This window comes from Kitasatospora sp. NPDC058170 (genome assembly GCF_042883905.1).
GTDB lineage: Bacteria > Actinomycetota > Actinomycetes > Streptomycetales > Streptomycetaceae > Kitasatospora.
The window spans coordinates 54,014-72,107 of sequence record NZ_JBHVUV010000014.1; the positions used below are offsets into that span (position 1 = coordinate 54,014).

The following is an 18,094-nucleotide window of genomic DNA, read 5'->3' on the forward strand; positions in this document are numbered from 1 at the left end:
CGCGGGGGAGTCCGGTTCGGTGGCCGGTCCCCGGGGAAGGGCGCAAGGCCCCCGCTGGGATCACCAGCCGGAGGCCTCGCGCAGCATGGTCCGGCGGAGTCGGCCGGCCACGCTGGCGGTGTCGGTGCCGACGACGTCGGCGATCTCGGGGGCGGCGAGGCCGATGACGTAGTGCAGGATCGCCAGGTCGTCGTCGGCGGGGTGGTAGGGCCGGGCGTCCGGTTCGCACTGCCGGGTGTACTCGGTGACGGTGCCGCACAGGATCTGCCAGGCGTCCGCGGTCGGGTTGGATCCTCCCAGCAACTCGCGCCACTGGACGGCGATTTCGGCGAAGGCCTGCTGGACGGCGCCGGCCGCCTCGGCCTGGTCGGGCAGCCAGACCCGGGCGTAGCTGAGGTAGCGCGGCCGGTGCAGCTCGCAGAACGCCGCGAACTCCAGTGGCATGGAGGGCGGTTCGTCGAACCCCGGGGGAGGTTCGGCGGTGCTGTCATGACGGTTGGTCATCTCTGCTTCTCGGCAAGGGAGATGGGCTTCTGGCGGTCGATCATCTGTGCTCACTCTACGGTAGGCGCTCGGCGCACTGGGTGACCAATCGGATTGAATGCCCGGAACGTGCCGCCGCTCGGCCGGTTCCGGTGGAGGGGGTCGGCGCGAGGGTCGGCGGGAGAGCGGTGCGCGGTGGCATCGGCGGTGCGGTGGTGGATGCGTCGTCGCTGGTCAGGGAGGGTGGGCGGCGGTGGTCGCACGAAGCCTGATGTGCCACCGTAGGCCCTGCGCAGGCCCGCGTCCACGTCCACGGCGTGCGGCCGCGTCCGCGCAACCGTCCGCGCGACCATGACCACCGTCACGGTCGGGGTGGGCGCGCGCGCGGGGCCGACGCGCGCTGCGGGCGCGTCGGATCGGGCGCGTCGGGTCGGGTGGGCACGGCGAAGGGAGTGCGGTCGCGGTCCTGTGTGTGGTGGCGGCGCTCCGGGGGTCCCGCCGGCTGTCGGCCGCCACCCTGTGGGATCGACCCGGACGCGGCCGGTCGGAGCCGGTCGGGGTTGATTCTCGAACGGTGCGGGAAAGTGAGGCGGGGTCAGTGTCGGTGGCGGGCCTCCGCGGTGGAGATCCGGCCGTCCGCCGCGGTACTCCGCTCGATCTGTGCCGGGAAGGCCTCGACGGCCCGCCGCCGGGCCAGCTGGGCCGCGGCTGCTGCTGCCGCCGCGGCCGCAGCAGCCGCCGCAGTGGTGGACTCGGCGATGGCGGCCGGCCGGTCCGCGCCGGAAGCGGTGCAGTCGGCGTCACCGTCCCGCCGGTCCCGGACGGCGGCCCGGGCGGCATGCTCCTCGGCGGCCTGTCTCGCCGCCAGGTAGGCCTGGACGGCGGCCATCCCGTAGACGGGCTGGATCAGCTGATGGCCCTTGAAGAACGGTCTCGCCGGGGCGAATCCGGCGGCGACCACCAGGTCGCGGATCTCGGCTATCTCGGCCTCGCTCCGCGCGGTGAAGCGGACCTCCCAGCCCTTCTTGTACGTATGGCCCTGTTCGCCGCTGCGGCGGGCCGGGTCCGGCCGGCGGACGTATCCGGGCAGGCGGCCGAGGCGGAGCTGGGCCGCGCGGAGGCCGGCGGTCTCGTCACGTGACATGAACTAAGGGTAGGCAATCCGGAGCGTGGTGGTGACGCCCGATGGCGCTTCGGCGTATGCGATTGGTCACCCTCGGTCAGACGACCTGGTCGGCGATCGACATTGATCAATGATGACAACCATATGACTGTCTATTACGCCGAATGGGTGAGGGTATGGGGACTTTAGTGCAGGCTGGTCCCGGTTTCGCGACGGTTGGGTAACAGTGCGTCAGGCGGCCGATGGCCGGTCCGGGGTGTTGGGGATGGTGTCGGCATGAGCTACCAGATTCCGTCGCCGCCGCCGTCCCTGGAGGAGCTGGCGAAGCGTCAGCAGAACGTCATCACCGCCAGCCAGCTCCGGGCCCGGGGCGTGCCGGCCCGGGTGGTCAGCGAGCACTGCCGCCGGGGCGGGCCCTGGCAGCGGCTGCTGCCCCGGGTCTACCTGCTGCAGCTCGGCGAGCCGACCCCGGAGCAGCGGATGTGGGCCGCCCTGCTGTACGCGGCGCAGAACGGCCGGGAGGAGGGCCGCGGGGAGGGCGCGGTGATCACCGGCACGGCCGCGCTGGCACTGTACGGCTTCGCCGCCGTGCCCCGGCTGCCCGCGGTCACCGGGGTGGACGTCCTGGTGCCGCGCCAGCGCCGGCTGAAGGACGCCGGCGAGGTGCGGATCCGGCGCACCGAGCGGGAGTTGGTGGCCCGTTCGGTGCACGGACTGGCCTGTGCGCCGGTCGCCCGGGCGGTCGCCGACGCGCTGCGCGAGTGGACCGACCAGGGCGCCCTGCTGGCCGGCGGGCCCGGCGGCGCCGGCCCCCGGCTGGTCCGCGCGGTGCTGCGCGAGGCGGTGGCCCGGCCGGACGCCCGCTGCACGGTGCGGGAGCTGACCGCCGAGCTGACCGACTCCGGACTGGTCGCCGACCCGCGGGTGCGGGCCGCGCTGGACGAGCTGCTGGCCGCCGAGCGGGACGCGGTGCTGGAGCGGCTCGGCGAGCTGGTCGACGAGTGGCTGCTGCCCGTCCCGCTGACCGGCCCCGAGCTGCGGATGCGCGGCGGCACCTACATCGCCGTCCCCGACCTGTACTGGCCGCAGGCGGGCGTGGCGGTCGAGGTCGACTCGGAGCTGCGCTGCGTCAGCGAGGGCGAGGCCGCCTGGGTGCGCGGCGGCCAGCACCGGATGGAGTACCTGGGGGTGCGGGTTGTCTACGTCTCCGGTGCGCGGCTGGCCGCCGAGCCGGACGCGGTCGGCGCGGAGCTGCGCGAGGCCTTCCTGGCGGGCGGCACCGACGTGGTGGAGCTGCTGGTCACCGAGCGGTGACGGGCGCCCCGCGGGGTTACCGGCGCACCAGCGGCGTGCCGACCAGTTCGACCCCGGCCGCCCGCAGTTCGGCCAGCGCGCTGTCGGTGGTCGCCTGCGCCACGGCCGCGGTCAGGTCCAGCAGGATGCGGGTGGTGAAGCCGGCCCGGGCGGCGTCCAGGGCGGTCGCCTTGACGCAGTGGTCGGTGGCGAGACCGACCACGTCCACCTGGGTCACCTGCCGCTCGCGCAGCCAGTCGGCGGGCCCGCGGTTGTTCTCGTCCCGCCCCTCGAACCCGCTGTAGGCCGCCGCGTAGGCGCCCTTGTCGAAGACCGCCTCGACCGCGCCCGAGATGACCGAGGGCGCGAAGTTGGGGTGGAACCCCACGCCCTCGGTGCCCGCGACGCAGTGCACCGGCCAGCTGTCGACGTAGTTCGGCTCGGTGGAGAAGTGGTCCCCCGGGTCGACGTGGCAGTCCCGGGTCGCGACGATGTGGTGGTAGCCGGGGGAGGACTCGGCGATCAGGTCGGTGATCGCGGCGGCCACCTCGGCACCCCCGGTGACGGCCAGGCTGCCGCCCTCGCAGAAGTCGTTCTGCACATCGACGACGATCAGTGCCCGGTGCATGGCTCGCATCCTCGGTTGTGGGGGGTCTGTGCCCCGGCAGTGGCGTTCGTGGAACTCTACGGCTGACTCTAGGGAGTGACGCACGGGGGCGGAAGGCCCGCGGCCGCCGCCGGTTCCGTGCGACACCGGTCAGACGATCAGCTCGGTCGGCAGCACCGGCTCGCCCTTGGAGAGCTGAGTGGCCGACAGGGGGAGCATCGCACGCGCCCGGATGTGCCGCTCGCGGGCGGCGCTCAGCGGCTCCCGGCCGACCACCTCGCCCGCCCGGACCAGCGGCACCTGCACCAGGTACGGCTCCAGCTCCGCCGGGATCGGGCCGGTGCCGACCACCTCGGCCTCGGCCACGCCGTCCGCGTCGGGCCGGCGGGCCGCCCACTTGCGGCCGCCGACGCTGCTCTTGGCGCCCGCCGAACGCTTGGCGACCGGCAGCAGCGGTCCGCCGTCGGTCTGCGCGCGGGCGACCAGCTTGTAGACCATCGAGCAGGTCGGGTGGCCGCTGCCGGTGACCAGGCTGGTGCCGACGCCGTAGCCGTCCACCGGGGCGGCGGCGAGCGCGGCGATGGCGTACTCGTCCAGGTCCGAGGTGACGATGATCCTGGTCCGGTCGGCGCCCAGCTCGTCCAGCTGGCGGCGGACCCGGTGGGCCAGCAGGGTGAGGTCGCCGGAGTCGATGCGCACCGCACCGAGCTCGGGTCCGGCCACCTCGACGGCGGTGCGGACGGCCTCGCCCAGGTCGAAGGTGTCGACCAGCAGGGTGGTGCCCTTGCCCATCGAGGCGATCTGGGCCCGGAAGGCGTCCCGCTCGCTGTCGTGCACCAGGGTGAAGGCGTGCGCGGCGGTGCCGGTGGTCGGGATGCCGTAGGTGAAGCCGGCCTCCAGGTCGGAGGTGGCGCCGAAACCGGCCACGTACGCGGCGCGGGCGGCGCTCACCGCGGCCTGCTCGTGGGCGCGCCGGGCGCCCATCTCGATGCACGGGCGGCCGCCGGCGGCGGCGGTCATCCGGGAGGCGGCGGCGGCGATCGCCGAGTCGTGGTTGAGGATCGACAGGATGACCGTCTCCAGGATCACCGCCTCGGCGAAGGTGCCCTCCACGGTGAGCACCGGCGAGCCGGGGAAGTAGGCCTCGCCCTCCGGGTAGCCGTGGATGTCGCCGGTGAAGCGGTAGTCGGCCAGCCAGCGCAGCGTGTCGTCCTCGACCACGCCCTGGTCGGCCAGCCAGTCGAGCTGCGCGGCGGTGAAGCGGAAGTTCTCGACGGCGTCCAGCACCCGGCCGGTGCCGGCCAGCACGCCGTAGCGGCGGCCGTTCGGCAGCCGGCGGGTGAAGACCTCGAAGACGGAGCGGCGGTGCGCGGCTCCGCTGCGCAGGGCGGCCTGCAGCATGGTGAGCTCGTAGCGGTCGGTGAGCAGCGCGGTCGAGCCGGCTGCGCGCACGGAAGTGGCGTCCATGAGGATGATGCTACTACCACTTAGCGTCAGAGTGACGATTTCTCGCGGGAGGGGCGCCGCGCGCCGCCCCGGGGCGGAATCGCCCCCGGGTCCCCCGGATGGCAGCATGGGGCTGTCAGGGCATGTGGGAGCAGCGGAGAGCAAGGAGGACCCGGCGGTGAGTGTCGCGCCCGTGGAGATCGAGCGCCCGGAGGTCGAAGGCCTGCCGGTGGCGGAGCCGGACACCCCGTGGGTGACCATCGTCCACAACGACCCGGTCAACCTGATGAGCTACGTCCAGTACGTCTTCCAGGCCTACTTCGGATACCCGAAGGACAAGGCCAGGAAGCTGATGATGGACGTGCACAGCAAGGGCCGGGCGGTGGTCTCCAGCGGCTCCCGCGAGGAGATGGAGCGCGACGTGCAGGCGATGCACGGCTACGGCCTGTGGGCCACGCTGCAGCACGACTGACCGGCGCGGGCCGCGCACACCACCGATTCGACGAGACGGGCTGACCGATACAGATGGCTGGGTTGTTCGAGAGTGCCGGCGGCGGGAGCGCGGCGATCGCGCTGGACGAGGTGGAGGTCTCCATCCTGCGCTCCCTGGAGGTGCAGATGCTGGAGCTGATCGGCCCCGGCCCGGGCGGCGACGGCGGAGGCGACCCGCTGGCCGCGCTGTTCGCCGAGGGGCCCAGCGAGGCGCCCGCCGATCCGGCGCTGGCGCGGCTCTTCCCGGACGCCTACGGCGATCCGGAGCGGCCGGCGGACGCCGAGAGCGAGGCCATGGCGGGCGAGTTCCGCCGCTACACCGAGCTGGACCTGCGCGCCCGCAAGCGCGAGGACGCGCTGTACGTCGTGCGCGCCCTGGACGGCCTCGGCGGCGAGGGCGGGGTGCTGAAGACGGCCTCCGCCGACTGCCTGCGCTGGCTGGGGGCGCTCAACGACCTGCGCCTGACCCTGGGCGTGCGACTGGAGGTCACCGAGGAGGACGAGCAGGGTCTGTACGACCTGCCGGACGCCGACGAGCGCAAGCCGCTGGTGATGGCGTACCTGTGGCTCGGCGCCCTCCAGGAGTCGCTGCTGGAGGCGATCGCGGACTGATTCCGCAGCTCACGGGCCCCGCCCCGACCCCCTGTCCGCATGCTGGACAGGGGGCCGGGGCATTCTCGTTCAAATCGGGCGAAACCCTAGCGGGACATGCTCAAATGTCGCTCAGATGAACACCGGTATCCGGGCACTGCGTGGTACGACTGCTCCACCCCACGAGTCCATCCCCCCAGACCACCCCCAGGACGGTGCACCATGGCCGAACGGCTCTACGACGAAGTCGTCGACTCCAAGCCGGACGAGGAGGGCTACGAGCGGGGCCTGGGCAGCCGCCAGATCCAGATGATCGCCATCGGCGGCGCCATCGGCACCGGCCTCTTCCTCGGCGCCGGCACCGCGATCTCCAAGTCCGGCCCGAGCCTGATCCTGTCCTACGCCGTCGCCGGCGTGGTGATCTTCGTGATCATGCGGGCGCTGGGCGAGCTGCTCACCTACCGCCCGGTCGCCGGCAGCTTCGCCGAGTACGCGCGGGAGTTCCTCGGCCCCTTCGCCGGCTTCGTGACCGGGTGGACGTACTGGCTGTTCTGGGTGGTCACGGGCATGGCGGAGACCACCGCCGCCGCCGTCTACGTGAAGTTCTGGGAACCCGGCATCCCGCAGTGGCTCAGCGCGCTCACCTTCCTGGTGATCCTCTACGGGGCCAACCTGATCTCGGTGAAGCTGTTCGGCGAGATCGAGTTCTGGTTCTCCATGGTCAAGGTGACGGCCATCATCGGCATGATCCTGATCGGCATCGGGGTGCTCACCCTCGGCTTCAGCGACGCCGGTGACACCGCGTCGATCACCAACCTCTGGGACGACGGCGGCTTCTTCCCCAAGGGGATCGGCGCCACCGTGATGACGCTGCAGATCGTCATGTTCGCCTACCTCGGCGTCGAACTGGTCGGCGTCACCGCCGGCGAGAGCGAGAACCCGCAGAAGACCCTGCCGCGCGCCATCAACACCCTGCCCTGGCGCATCGCGCTGTTCTACATCGGCGCCCTGGTGGTCATCCTGTCGCTGGTGCCGTGGACCGAGTTCCAGCCGGGCGTCAGCCCGTTCGTGGCCGCCTTCGGCAAGATCGGCATCCCCGCCGCGGCCGGCATCATCAACTTCGTGGTGCTCACCGCCGCCCTCTCCTCCTGCAACTCGGGGATGTACTCCACCGGCCGGATGCTGCGCGACCTCGCCCTGCGCGGCCAGGCCCCCGGGCGGCTCACCAGGCTCAACTCCCACCGCAGCCCCGCCGTCGCGATCACCTTCTCCTGCCTGCTGATGGGCGCCGGCGTGGTGCTCAACTACCTCGTCCCCGCCAAGGCGTTCGAGTACATCACCTCGGTGGCGACCGTCTGCGGCCTCTGGACCTGGGCGATGATCCTGATCTGCCAGATCCGCTACCGCAAGGCCTGGCAGGGCGGCCACCTGCCGCCGCCCGGCTTCAAGGCCCCCACCGGCCTGTGGAGCAGCTGGGCCGCGCTGGCCTTCCTCGTCCTGGTCGTCGTGCTGATCGCCCTCGACCGCGACAACCGGATCTCGCTGTACGTCTTCCCGGCCTGGGCCCTGCTGCTGGTCGTCGGCTACCAGACGCTCAAGCGCGTCCGCCCGCAGGCCGTGCACGGCGTCGCCCACGACCACCTGCACGCCCGCGAGGGCAACTGACCGGCCCGGTCCGGGCCGTGGACGCCCCGGCGGACACCCGCCGGGGCGTGGCTATCCTGACCGCATGCTGACCATCACCCGAGAACTGCGCGACGCGATCGTCGCCCACGCCCGCGCCGACCACCCGGACGAGGCCTGCGGCGTGGTCGCCGGACCGGCCGGAACCGGGCGGCCCGAACGGTTCGTCCCGATGCTCAACGCCGCCCGCTCGCCCACCTTCTACGAGTTCGACTCGGGTGACCTGCTCAAGCTCTACCGCGAGATGGACGACCGGGACGAGGAGCCCGTGATCGTCTACCACTCGCACACCGCCACCGAGGCCTACCCCTCCCGCACCGATGTGACCTACGCCTCCGAGCCGTTCGCGCACTACGTGCTGGTCTCCACCGCCGAGGGCAACGGCGCGGACGACCCGTACGAGTTCCGCTCGTTCCGCATCGTGGACGGCGAGATCACAGAAGAAGACGTCCAGGTCGTCGAGGCCCACCAGCCCTGACCGGCACCCCCCTGGGCACGGCCCGCCGACCGCCCGCGAGCAGTCGGCGGGCCCCTCTCATCTCAGCAGCAGATACGGAAACATCCGGATTGCGAGACAGGCATGTCGGAGCCGGGCCGGGAATCTATACGATGAGCCCATGCGTTCCGTCGATGTGAGCAACCAGGCCCCGGGCACCCGCCTCGTGGCGCGCCTGCACATCGACCTGTGCCGGCTCGCCAGCGCGATCTGTCCCGGCACGCAGGCGCGCTCGCACTGAGCCGCCTGCCCAGGCCCGCCGCCGACCCGGCCCCGGGCCCGCCCAGCCCCGCCGCGTCCGTTGCGGCCCACCCACCTCACGACTCGCACAGGAGCGCAGCCATGGCCATCGAGGTCCGCATCCCGACCATCCTCCGCACCTACACCGACGGCGCCAAGGCCGTCGAGGGCACCGGCAGCAACCTCGGGGAGCTCTTCCACGACCTCGACGCCCGCCACCCGGGCATCGCCGCCCGCCTGCTGGAGGGCGGCGAGCTGCGCCGCTTCGTCAACGTCTACCTGAACGACGAGGACGTCCGCTTCCTGGAGGGCATCTCCACGGCCCTCGCCGACGGCGACAGCGTCACCATCCTGCCCGCCGTGGCCGGCGGCGCGCGCTGACCTCCCGCTCTCCCGCCCGCGTCCGCACGGGCGGGAGAGCCGCCGCTCCCGACCCCCACCCCCGTTGCCGGAGGCCCCCCTTGCGTTACGACAGCCCGCTCGACGCCGTCGGCAACACCCCGCTCGTCCGCCTGCCCCGGATCTCCTCCGCCGTCCCCGGCAACACCGACGGCCTGGTCACCCTCTGGGCCAAGCTGGAGGACCGCAACCCCACCGGCTCCATCAAGGACCGCCCGGCGCTGCACATGATCGAGCGCGCCGAGGCCGCCGGACTGCTCACCCCCGGCTGCACCATCCTGGAGCCCACCAGCGGCAACACCGGCATCTCGCTCGCCATGGCCGCCAAGCTCAAGGGCTACCGGATGGTCTGCGTGATGCCGGAGAACACCAGCGAGGAGCGCCGCGAGCTGCTGCGCATGTGGGGCGCGGAGATCATCCCGTCCCCGGCCGCCGGCGGCTCCAACACCGCCGTGCGGATCGCCAAGGAGATCGCCGCCGAGCACCCCGACTGGGTGATGCTCTACCAGTACGGCAACCCCGACAACGCCGGCGCCCACTACGCCACCACCGGCCCCGAGATCCTCGCCGACCTGCCCGCCGTCACCCACTTCGTGGCGGGCCTCGGCACCACCGGCACCCTGATGGGCGTCGGCCGCTTCCTGCGCGAGAAGGTCCCCGGCGTGCAGATCGTCGCCGCCGAGCCGCGCTACGACGACCTGGTCTACGGCCTGCGCAACCTCGACGAGGGCTTCGTCCCCGAGCTGTACGACGCCGAGGTGCTCACCACCCGCTTCTCGGTCGGCTCGGCCGACGCCGTCCGCCGCACCCGCGAACTCCTCCAGCAGGAGGGCGTCTTCGCGGGCGTCTCCACCGGCGCCATCCTGCACGCCGCCATCGGCGTCGGCCGCAAGGCCGCCGCGGCCGGGCAGCGCGCCGACATCGTCTTCGTCGTCGCCGACGGAGGCTGGAAGTACCTGTCCACCGGCATCTACACCGCCGAGACCACCGAACAGGCCGTCGAGGCGCTGCAGGGCCAGCTCTGGGCCTGACCCGGTCGTCCGGGCGCTGACGGGCCCGCTGCGAGAGGGCCCGACAGCCTCACTGTGAGAAGGCTCGACAGCCTCACTGCGAGGAGGCCGCGCGCCGGGCGCGGGCCCAGATCTGCTGGTCCACCGCGCCCGCGCGGCGGCGGAACGCCGACAGCGGCACCTCGCGCAGCTCGTCCGTCTCCAGCCAGCTGGTCCGGCCGGTCCGGTCGCCGACCGAGCCGGGCGGCAGCGGCAGGACACCGGGCCGGTCCGCGTGGTGCTTGCTGGTGATCTTGGCGACGGTCGCGGTGCGCGCGTTCACCCGCAGCACCAGGCACGGGCGGTCCTTCGACCCCGGGCCGTCCTCGAACGGCACCTCGGCCCACCAGATCTCCTGCGGCGCCGGGCCCCGGCCCCGCCGCGCCGGACGGGTCGGCGCCGGGGCGGGGGCGGTCGTCCGCCGCGCGCGCCGGACCAGCGCGGACACCACGGCGGCCAGGACCGCGACAGCCGCCAGCGCCAGGACCACCCAGATGCCAGTCATGGCCCGACCGTACCGGGACCGCACCCCGCGCCACCAGCACGGCCGCCGTGACAGTCGGGTATTTGTCCGTTCCCTGCTCCCGGTTCGTCACGGAATGACCACAGAGTCCGTTCTGCGGTAAAGACACCCTCAAGGTCCGGAAAGGCTGATCACGCACGTCCCCCCATGCAGCCGGAGGTGACCCCGTGAGCCGCAGCACCGACCTGTGGTCGTACGCCGAGATCGCCCGCCACATCAACGTCCAGCCGGAAACCGTCCGCAACTACCGCAGACACGGTCTGCTCCCCGACCCGGACGTCATCGACGGCAGCGGCCACCCCCGCTGGCACCCCGACACGATCAAGGCCTGGGCCCGCAAACGACCGGGCCGCCGCTGACCCGCCCCGCCGCCGCCCCCGCCCCCGGCGTTCTGGTGATTCCAGCCACAGCGCGGCACGGAGACGGGGGCAAAGTGCCCCTCCGCCCTTACTCTCGACACGCGAACGCAGTGCTACCGGCCGGTTCACCGGCCCGCGCTGCCATGGACCAGCAGCCAAGACGTGTCGGGGCGGAGGGGCTCGGATGAAACTGACCGTGGTGGGGTGTTCGGGGAGCTTCCCGTCCACCGACTCGCCCTGCTCCAGCTACCTCGTGGAGGCCGACGGCTACCGCGTCGTACTCGACCTCGGCAACGGCGCACTCGGCGCACTGCAGAAGTACGTCAGCCTCTACGAGGTCGACGCCGTCCTGCTCAGCCACCTGCACGCCGACCACTGCATCGACCTCTGCGCCTACTGGGTCGCCCGCAACTACCGCGCCGAGGGCTGTCCCGACCCGATGCCCGTCTACGGGCCCGCCGGGACGGCCGAACGGATGGCCCGGGCCTACGACATGCCGGAGAACCCCGGGATGAAGGAGGTCTTCGACTTCCGCACCCTCACCCCCGGCACCTTCGACCTGGGCCCGTTCAGGATCGGCGTCGCCCAGGTCAACCACCCCGTCGACGCCTTCGCGTTCCGCCTCGAACACGACGGCCGGACCTTCGTCTACTCCGGCGACACCGGCGAGAGCGCCGAACTCGTCGAGCTCGCCCGCGACAGCGACCTCTTCCTCTGCGAGGCCGCCTACATCGACGGCCGCGACACCTACCGGTCCGTCCACCTCAACGGCCGCGAGGCCGGCGAACACGCCACCGCCGCCCGCGCCCGCCGCCTGGTCCTCACCCACATCCCGCCGTGGACCGACGCCGAGCACAACCGCCGGGACGCCGCCGCCGCCTTCGCCGGGCCGGTGGAGATCGCCCGGGCCGGCGCCGTCTACGAGATCTGAGCAGTCCGGCGGGCACCCCGCGGACCAGCGTCCGGACAGGACCTGGCCGAAGGTTTTCCGAAACCACCTGCAACCTCCCGGGCCCCCGTGCGTCCTGGTTAGTGAGCGGCGCGGAAGCGGCGCGCAGCGGCCGGGCCCGTCGGGCCGGCCGAGACCACACTCGCCAGCACGTCGCTTCGTGCTGCCCGCGCGGCGTCACCGCCGTCCGGGCACGGGTTCCGGGGGGAACAGCATGCGCAAGAACCACCTCGACCTCGCCGTCCGCCGGGTCCGCGGCGCCGTCCCGGCCGCCGTCCTCACCGCCGGACTGGTCGCCGGGCTGGTCGCCGGCGGCGTGACGGCCGCCGCACCGGCGTCCGCCACCGCGGGGCCGCTCGGCCTCACCGTCCACGCCCCGGCCTCGGTCGGGTTCGCGGGCCAGCCGGTGGAGTTCACCGAGACCATCGGCAACAAGGGGGACGAGGGCTTCGGCGTCGCGCTGGAGCTGTCGCTGCGGACCGACGGCGGAGCGCCGGAGAAGGCCGTCAGCCTGGACTTCGTGAACAGCCTCGGCGACTGGGAGAGCATCCCGCTGACCTCCCGGACCGACGGGGACGGGATCGTCTTCTCGGGCGTCGCCGGCAAGATCATCGTGCCGCCGGGCGGCACCGACGTCCGGTTGCGCGTCGGCGTGCCGATGGGCACCGCGCACAACGGCATGAGCAACGGCGGCGTCGGCCCGGTCCTCACCCTGCGCACGGAGGTGAAGGGCTGGTGGCTGGACCACCCGGTCGAGCCGGCGCTCTCCGACAGCCACACGATCAAGGTGGCCGCGATCTCCGGCCGCATCACCGGCGTGCCGGGCACGGCCGTCGCGGGCGGTGCGCCGATCGAGTTCGACGCGGTGCTCGGCAACCCGAGCCCGTCGGCCTACACCAACCTCGGACAGGTGCTCTTCACCGACGAGCGCGCCAAGCTGGAGGTGCGCGGCGCCGACGGCCGCTGGACGGCGCTGCCCGCGGTGCCCCGGGGAGAGGACGAGCAGGGGACGGTGGGCTACTACCTCGACGGCCGGAACTCCTCGGCCGCACCCGGGAGCGCCACCACCAAGCGGGTGCGGGTCAGCTACCCCGCCGGCATGCCCGTCGGGGTCACCGCGCTGCAGCCCTGCGTCTTCGTCAACGAGGGCCTCGACCGGCCCTTCCACGGCACCACCAACTGCTCGGGCACCGTCAACGTCCAGGTCACCGAGGCCGGGCCGAAGACGCCCGCCGACCCGACCGGCGCTCCGGCCGCCACCCCTGGCACCGGCGGGGCCGGGCCGAAGCCGAAGACCACCGCGCCCGCCCCCGCACCGAAGCCCGCCGCCGAGATCACCACCCCGGCCCCGGCGGCCACCCCGACCGCGGCCGCCTCCGCTCCGGCCGCCCCGGCTGCCGCAGCTGGCCAGGCCGTCGCCGCCGCCCCCGCCGCGGCTGCCCCCGCACCGGCCGAGCGCCTGGCCACCACCGGCGCCGACGCCGACCACACCGGCCGGATCGCCGGCGCCGCCGCCCTGCTGCTCGGTGCCGGAGCCGCCGCGCTGGCCGGGCTCCGCCGCCGGCGCCGCTCGCTCTGAACCGCCACCCTCCGAACCGCCACCCTCCGAACCGCTCGCTCCGAGCGTTCGCGCTGAACCGTTCGCCCTGACCGGTGGCGACCCGCCGCCCCCGCCGCCCCGACCCGGGCAGCGGGGGCGGCGGCGTTCAGTCCACCGGCGTCAGCCAGTGCCGGTACCGCGGATCGGCACCCGACACCGCCGCCCCGTACGCCGCCCGCAGCCGGGCGGTGACCGGGCCCGGCGCGGCCGGCAGCTCCCGGTCGTCCAACGAGCGGACCGGAACGACCCCGGCCGCCGTCCCGCAGACGAACACCTCGTCCGCCGCGTACAGGTCGGAGCGCAGCAGCCCCTCCACCCGGACCGGCAGACCGAGTTCACGGGCCACCGTCAGCACGGTGTCCTGGGTGATCCCCTCCAGGGCGCCCGCACTGGTCGGCGGTGTGCGCAGCACCCCGTCGCGGACGGCGAACACGTTCTCGGCGGTGCACTCGCTCACCGAGCCGTCCGGGCCCAGCAGCAGGGCCTCGTCGTACCCCGCGTCGGTCGCCTCCCGGCGCGCCAGCACCGCGTTCAGATACGGCCCGGTCGCCTTCGCCGCCGGCGGCACCGCGTTCGGGTCGTTCCGCCGCCAACTGCTCGTCTTCACCCTGATCCCCGCCTCACCGGAAGGGAGTTGGGACTGCCACTCCCAACTCGCGATCGACGTCGTGGTGGGGGAGTCACGCATGTCCAGCCCCATCGAGCCGTAGCCCAGGAACGCGAAGTGCCGCAGGTAGCAGGAGCGGTGGCCGTTGGCGCGCACCAGGTCCACAGTCGCCTTCGCCAGCTCATCCACACCGTACGGCAGTTCCATCCGCAGCATCCGCGCACTGCGTTCCAGCCGCCGCAGGTGCTCCAACAGCCGGAACACCGCCGGACCGTCCGCCGTCGCGAACACCCGCGTCCCCTCCAACACCCCCGTCCCGTAGTGCAGACCGTGCGTCAGGACATGCGTCCGCGCATCCCGCCACGGCACCAGGGCGCCGTCCAACCAGATCATCGAAGCCTCGGGAAGAACCATGGGCCCATCCTCACCACCGCCGCGCCGCAGGTCAGCCGCCCGGAGCTGCCGGAACCGGCCATGGCCGAGAGCGGAAGCGACCCCGGCCATGGCCCGTCTCGCACTGCGGAAACCCCGGCCCGCCCCCGCCCGGTCTCACTACGCTGCGCCGATGGAGAGCCCCACCGGCAGCGATGCCACCCAGCTCTACGCCCGCCTGCTCGCCGACCCCGGCCCACCGGCCGCCCACCCCGGCTGGGACGAGACCCGCACCGCCGCCGCCACCGCCGAACTCCGTACCCTCGGCCTGCTCCAGCCCACCGCCACCGGTACCCCCGGCCACGGCGCCGTCTCCGTCGACACCGCCCTGCGCCAACTCCTGCTCGACACCGACACCAAGGTCACCGCCCTCGTCGACGCCCTCCACCACGCCCGCGACACCGTCGAACGCCTGCACACCGGCTACCTGCCGATCCAGCACCGCCACCACGCCGGCACCGCCCTCGAACTCGTCCGCGGCGCCGACCGCATCGCCGCCCTCCTGGAGGACGCCGCCCGCGGCGCCCGCACCGAGGCCCTTTCCCTGCGCCCCGGCCAGGACCTCTCCGGCCCGGCCCTGGCCGGCAAGCTCGCCCGCGAACGACTCGCCCTCGCCCACGGCGCCACCCTGCGCACCATCTACCCGGCCGCCGCGCTGCGCCGGCCCGCGGTGCTGGCGCACGTCCGCGAACTGACCGGCGCCGGCGCCCGGATCAGGGCCGCCCACAGCCTGCCGCTCTGGCTGATCGTGGTGGACGCCCGGCTGGCGATCCTGCCCGCTCCGGGGGCCGGCCCGGGCGGCGCCCCGGGGGCCGAGGCGGCGGTGGTGGTCCGCGAGCCGGCCCTGGTGGCGCTGGTGGCGGAACTGTTCGAGTACTTCTGGGCGGGCGCCTGGACCCCTCCCGAACTTCTCTCCGGCGCAGTCGAAATGACTGATCGTCACATCGAGGTGCTGCGACTGCTCGCCGCCGGGCTCACGGACACGGCGATCGCCCGCAAGCTGGAGGTGTCCGAGCGGACGGTCCGCCGACTGGTCGCCGAGCTGATCGCCGACCTGGGGGCGGAGAGCCGCTTCCAGGCCGGTGTGCACGCGGCCCGCCTCGGCCGGATCTGAGCAGATCTGAGCAGGGCCGAGGCGGGTGCGGACCGGGCGTCCGGGTGCTAGCGCCGCCCGGGGACGGGCAGTCCGAGGTGGTCGCGCAGCGTCGTCCCGGTGTAGTCGGTGCGGAACACCCCGCGCTCCTGGAGCAGCGGCACCACCCGGTCGACGAAGTCGTCCAGGCCGCCGGGGGTGAGGTGCGGGACGAGGATGAAGCCGTCCGCCGCGTCCTGCTGGACGTACCGGTCGACCTGCGCGGCGACCGTCTCCGGCGAGCCGATGAAGGACTGCCGGCCGGTCAGCTCGATCACCAGCTCGCGGCTGCTGAGCCGCTTCTCGGCCGCCACCGCCCGCCACTTGGCGGCGATCTCCAGCGGGTCGCCGATCCTGGTCCGGCCCTGGACGAGGGCGCTGTCCGGGTCGGGGTCGACGGTGGGCAGCGGCCCGTCCGGGTCGTGGTCGGACAGGTCGATGCCCCAGACCTGCTCCAGGAAGGCGATCGCGGTCCGCGGTCCGACCTGGGCCCGGCGGATCTCGGTGGCGCGCTCGGCGGCCTCGGCGTCGGTGTCGCCCAGGACGTAGGTCACCCCGGGCATGATCTTCAGCTCGTCCGGCTTGCGGCCGTACGCGGCCAGCCGCCGCTTCACGTCGGCGTGGAAGGCCTGGCCGTCGGCCAGGGTGGAGTGCCGGCTGAAGACGACGTCGGCCGCGGCGGCGGCGAACTCCCGGCCCTCGTCGGAGTCCCCGGCCTGGATGACCACCGGGTGGCCCTGCGGCGGGCGGGGCAGTGACAACCGTCCCTCGACCTCGAAGTGCGGCCCGACGTGGTGCACGGTCTCCTCGTCGCCGTCCCAGAACTTCCGGGCCAGCTCGACGAATTCGGCCGCCCGGGTGTAGCGGTCGGCGCGGTCGAGGTAGCCGCCCCGGCGGAAGTTCTCACCGGTGAAGGCGTCCGAGGAGGTGACGACGTTCCAGGCGGCGCGCCCGCCGGAGAGGTGGTCCAGCGAGGCGAACCGCCGGGCCAGTTCGTACGGTTCGTTGAAGGTGGCGTTGACGGTGGCGGCCAGCCCGAGGTGGGTGGTGACGGCGGCCAGCGCGTTCAGCACGGTGATCGACTCGGGTCGGCCCACCACGTCGAGGTCGTGGATGCGGCCCTTGACCTCGCGCAGCCGCAGGCCCTCGGCGAGGAAGAGGAAGTCGAACCTGCCGCGCTCGGCCGTCTCGGCGAGATGGCGGAAGGAGGAGAAGTCGATCTGGCTCCGGGACTGCGGGTCCGTCCACACCGTGGTGTTGTTGACGCCGGGGAAGTGCGCGGCGAGGTGGATCTGCTTGAGCGGTCGGTCCGTCATCGGGTCACCTCGGTGGGAGCGGCGGCGGCGAGCGCGTAGCGGCTGGCGGGGCGGGTCAGGCCGAGGCTGTCGCGCAGCGTGCGGCCGGGGTAGGCGGTGCGGAACAGTCCGCGCTCGCGCAGCGCGGGGACGACCCGGTCGGCGACGGCCGCCAGGTCGCGGGCCGGGTCGGCGGGCACCAGGTGGAAGCCGTCGACGCCGCCGCCGACCTCGGTGAGGTGCTCGACCAGCCGGGAGGCCGCGGCCGGATCGGGGAGGTCGGCGTCGATTCGGGCGAGGATCCGCAGGCGTTCGCCCGCGTGCAGCCGCAGCCGGGTGGCGGCGGTCAGCCGGGCGGCTCGGTCGGGGGCGTCGAGCAGGATGACGTCGGCGTGCCGGACGGCCGTCTCGACCCGGGCCCGGCCGCCGGCCGAGGCGTCCGGGGCGAGGTCAGCCGCGGCGACCGGTACCGCGACGACCGGGCGGCCCTGCGGCGGGCGCGGGGTGATGGAGGGGCCGCGTACGGAGAAGTGCGGGCCCTCGAAGTCGATGTGGTGCAGCCGGTCGCGGTCGATGAACCGGCCGGTCGCGACGTCGCGGATCTCCGCGTCGTCCTCCCAGCTGTCCCAGAGCCGGGCGGCGACCTCGGCGGCGTCGGCGGCCTCGGCCCAGAGCGCGTCGGCGGGCGCGACGGGCCGCCGCCCGAAGGCGCGGGCCTCCGCCTCGGTGTCCGAGACGCCGACCAGCCAGCCGGCCCGGCCCTCGCTCACCCAGTCCAGGGTGTTGACGGAGATCGAGGTGTGGAAGGGCTCGGTGTGGGTGGTGGTGACGGTCGGGACGAGGCCGAGTCCGCCGGTCAGCGGGGCAAGCCGGGAGAAGGTGGCGAGGGCGTCGAGCCGGCGCGGCTCGGGGGTGTACGAGTCGTCCAGGGTGACGAAGTCCAGGGTGGCCCGTTCGGCGAGGCGGGCGAGGGCGGTGAAGTGTCCGGCGTCGAACCGGCCGGGGCTGTCGAGGGCAGCGGAAAGGTGCAGCTGGCGGGGCATGGCGGGGCCTTGACTTTCCTCGTGCGACTGCGTGCGGCGTGCACGCGGGTGCGTGGCGGTGGCCCGCGTGGGGCGGGCGGACACGAGTGGCTGGAAGCGGGGCGGCGGCGCGGCGGGAGGTCAGCCGGGCGGCAGCGGGGGAACGGCGAGGATCAGGCGCAACACGCCGCGGACCACACGCGACCGAAGTCGATGTGGCTGCGGGTGACCAGGATGCGCGGGGCGTTCACCGCTTCAGTTGACCAGCGATCT

20 protein-coding genes are annotated in these 18,094 nt (G+C 73.5%); 12 read left to right on the plus strand and 8 right to left on the minus strand.

Going from position 1 to position 18,094, the window contains the following annotated elements; translation table 11 throughout:
- Positions 1 to 60 precede the first annotated feature (60 nt).
- Both ACFVVX_RS17415 and ACFVVX_RS17420 read right to left on the minus strand, forming a co-directional pair.
- Positions 61 to 504, minus strand: coding sequence for a hypothetical protein (locus ACFVVX_RS17415; protein WP_387946308.1), 444 nt, complete (start codon positions 502 to 504; stop codon positions 61 to 63).
- 574 nt (positions 505 to 1,078) lie between these two features.
- Positions 1,079 to 1,627, minus strand: a complete 549-nt coding sequence (locus ACFVVX_RS17420) for a hypothetical protein (protein ID WP_387946310.1) — start codon at positions 1,625 to 1,627, stop codon at positions 1,079 to 1,081.
- A gap of 255 nt (positions 1,628 to 1,882) precedes the next feature.
- Between ACFVVX_RS17420 and ACFVVX_RS17425 the strand changes: the two genes are divergently transcribed.
- Positions 1,883 to 2,920 carry a hypothetical protein gene (locus ACFVVX_RS17425; RefSeq protein WP_387946312.1) on the plus strand — a complete coding sequence of 346 codons (1,038 nt, stop codon included), beginning with the start codon at positions 1,883 to 1,885 and terminating at the stop codon, positions 2,918 to 2,920.
- Positions 2,921 to 2,936: 16 nt separating this feature from the next.
- Here ACFVVX_RS17425 and ACFVVX_RS17430 read toward each other — a convergent pair whose 3' ends face one another.
- Positions 2,937 to 3,527 (minus strand): isochorismatase family protein, encoded by a 591-nt coding sequence (locus ACFVVX_RS17430; RefSeq protein ID WP_387946314.1) that lies wholly within the window; start codon positions 3,525 to 3,527, stop codon positions 2,937 to 2,939.
- A gap of 129 nt (positions 3,528 to 3,656) precedes the next feature.
- Positions 3,657 to 4,973: a nicotinate phosphoribosyltransferase gene (locus ACFVVX_RS17435; RefSeq protein WP_387946316.1), complete on the minus strand. Its 1,317-nt coding sequence runs from the start codon at positions 4,971 to 4,973 to the stop codon at positions 3,657 to 3,659.
- Positions 4,974 to 5,130: 157 nt separating this feature from the next.
- On the opposite strand from ACFVVX_RS17435, the gene clpS reads away from it, so the two are divergent.
- From clpS to ACFVVX_RS17470, 7 genes are all read left to right on the plus strand, one after another.
- Complete coding sequence (gene clpS / locus ACFVVX_RS17440) at positions 5,131 to 5,424, plus strand: ATP-dependent Clp protease adapter ClpS (RefSeq protein ID WP_380522531.1); 294 nt, start codon at positions 5,131 to 5,133, stop codon at positions 5,422 to 5,424.
- Positions 5,425 to 5,477: 53 nt separating this feature from the next.
- Complete coding sequence (locus ACFVVX_RS17445) at positions 5,478 to 6,056, plus strand: DUF2017 domain-containing protein (RefSeq protein WP_387946318.1); 579 nt, start codon at positions 5,478 to 5,480, stop codon at positions 6,054 to 6,056.
- Positions 6,057 to 6,257: 201 nt separating this feature from the next.
- Positions 6,258 to 7,700 (plus strand): amino acid permease, encoded by a 1,443-nt coding sequence (locus tag ACFVVX_RS17450; protein WP_387946320.1) that lies wholly within the window; start codon positions 6,258 to 6,260, stop codon positions 7,698 to 7,700.
- 64 nt (positions 7,701 to 7,764) lie between these two features.
- Positions 7,765 to 8,196, plus strand: coding sequence for a Mov34/MPN/PAD-1 family protein (locus tag ACFVVX_RS17455; protein ID WP_387946322.1), 432 nt, complete (start codon positions 7,765 to 7,767; stop codon positions 8,194 to 8,196).
- A 139-nt stretch (positions 8,197 to 8,335) separates the two neighbouring features.
- Positions 8,336 to 8,455, plus strand: a complete 120-nt coding sequence (locus ACFVVX_RS17460; protein WP_387946324.1) for a putative leader peptide — start codon at positions 8,336 to 8,338, stop codon at positions 8,453 to 8,455.
- Between the two features lie 101 nt (positions 8,456 to 8,556).
- Positions 8,557 to 8,835, plus strand: a complete 279-nt coding sequence (locus ACFVVX_RS17465) for a MoaD/ThiS family protein (RefSeq protein WP_209416124.1) — start codon at positions 8,557 to 8,559, stop codon at positions 8,833 to 8,835.
- Between the two features lie 80 nt (positions 8,836 to 8,915).
- Positions 8,916 to 9,884: a PLP-dependent cysteine synthase family protein gene (locus ACFVVX_RS17470; protein ID WP_387946327.1), complete on the plus strand. Its 969-nt coding sequence runs from the start codon at positions 8,916 to 8,918 to the stop codon at positions 9,882 to 9,884.
- 73 nt (positions 9,885 to 9,957) lie between these two features.
- On the opposite strand, the gene ACFVVX_RS17475 is transcribed toward ACFVVX_RS17470, so the two are convergent.
- On the minus strand, positions 9,958 to 10,407 hold the full coding sequence (locus ACFVVX_RS17475; RefSeq protein ID WP_387946329.1) for a type II toxin-antitoxin system PemK/MazF family toxin: 450 nt from the start codon (positions 10,405 to 10,407) through the stop codon (positions 9,958 to 9,960).
- A 185-nt stretch (positions 10,408 to 10,592) separates the two neighbouring features.
- On the opposite strand from ACFVVX_RS17475, the gene ACFVVX_RS17480 reads away from it, so the two are divergent.
- The 3 genes from ACFVVX_RS17480 (at position 10,593) to ACFVVX_RS17490 (ending at position 13,312) form a co-directional block, all read left to right on the plus strand.
- Positions 10,593 to 10,784 carry a MarR family transcriptional regulator gene (locus ACFVVX_RS17480; RefSeq protein WP_387946331.1) on the plus strand — a complete coding sequence of 64 codons (192 nt, stop codon included), beginning with the start codon at positions 10,593 to 10,595 and terminating at the stop codon, positions 10,782 to 10,784.
- Positions 10,785 to 10,968: 184 nt separating this feature from the next.
- Entirely contained in the window at positions 10,969 to 11,715 is a 747-nt protein-coding gene (locus ACFVVX_RS17485; RefSeq protein ID WP_387946333.1) for an MBL fold metallo-hydrolase, read from the plus strand.
- 232 nt (positions 11,716 to 11,947) lie between these two features.
- Entirely contained in the window at positions 11,948 to 13,312 is a 1,365-nt protein-coding gene (locus tag ACFVVX_RS17490) for a hypothetical protein (RefSeq protein ID WP_387946335.1), read from the plus strand.
- A 127-nt stretch (positions 13,313 to 13,439) separates the two neighbouring features.
- On the opposite strand, the gene ACFVVX_RS17495 is transcribed toward ACFVVX_RS17490, so the two are convergent.
- Positions 13,440 to 14,354 (minus strand): branched-chain amino acid transaminase, encoded by a 915-nt coding sequence (locus ACFVVX_RS17495; protein WP_387946337.1) that lies wholly within the window; start codon positions 14,352 to 14,354, stop codon positions 13,440 to 13,442.
- 151 nt (positions 14,355 to 14,505) lie between these two features.
- On the opposite strand from ACFVVX_RS17495, the gene ACFVVX_RS17500 reads away from it, so the two are divergent.
- Positions 14,506 to 15,486, plus strand: coding sequence for a LuxR C-terminal-related transcriptional regulator (locus ACFVVX_RS17500; RefSeq protein WP_387946339.1), 981 nt, complete (start codon positions 14,506 to 14,508; stop codon positions 15,484 to 15,486).
- 47 nt (positions 15,487 to 15,533) lie between these two features.
- Here ACFVVX_RS17500 and ACFVVX_RS17505 read toward each other — a convergent pair whose 3' ends face one another.
- Together ACFVVX_RS17505 and ACFVVX_RS17510 are read right to left on the minus strand one after the other, a co-directional pair.
- The gene (locus ACFVVX_RS17505) at positions 15,534 to 16,820 is read right to left on the minus strand and encodes an NtaA/DmoA family FMN-dependent monooxygenase (RefSeq protein WP_387946341.1); all 1,287 of its coding nucleotides are present in this window, start codon (positions 16,818 to 16,820) and stop codon (positions 15,534 to 15,536) included.
- The gene (locus ACFVVX_RS17510; protein ID WP_387946343.1) at positions 16,817 to 17,842 is read right to left on the minus strand and encodes an LLM class flavin-dependent oxidoreductase; all 1,026 of its coding nucleotides are present in this window, start codon (positions 17,840 to 17,842) and stop codon (positions 16,817 to 16,819) included. The genes ACFVVX_RS17505 and ACFVVX_RS17510 overlap by 4 nt, the downstream gene beginning before the upstream one ends.
- Positions 17,843 to 18,094 lie beyond the last annotated feature (252 nt).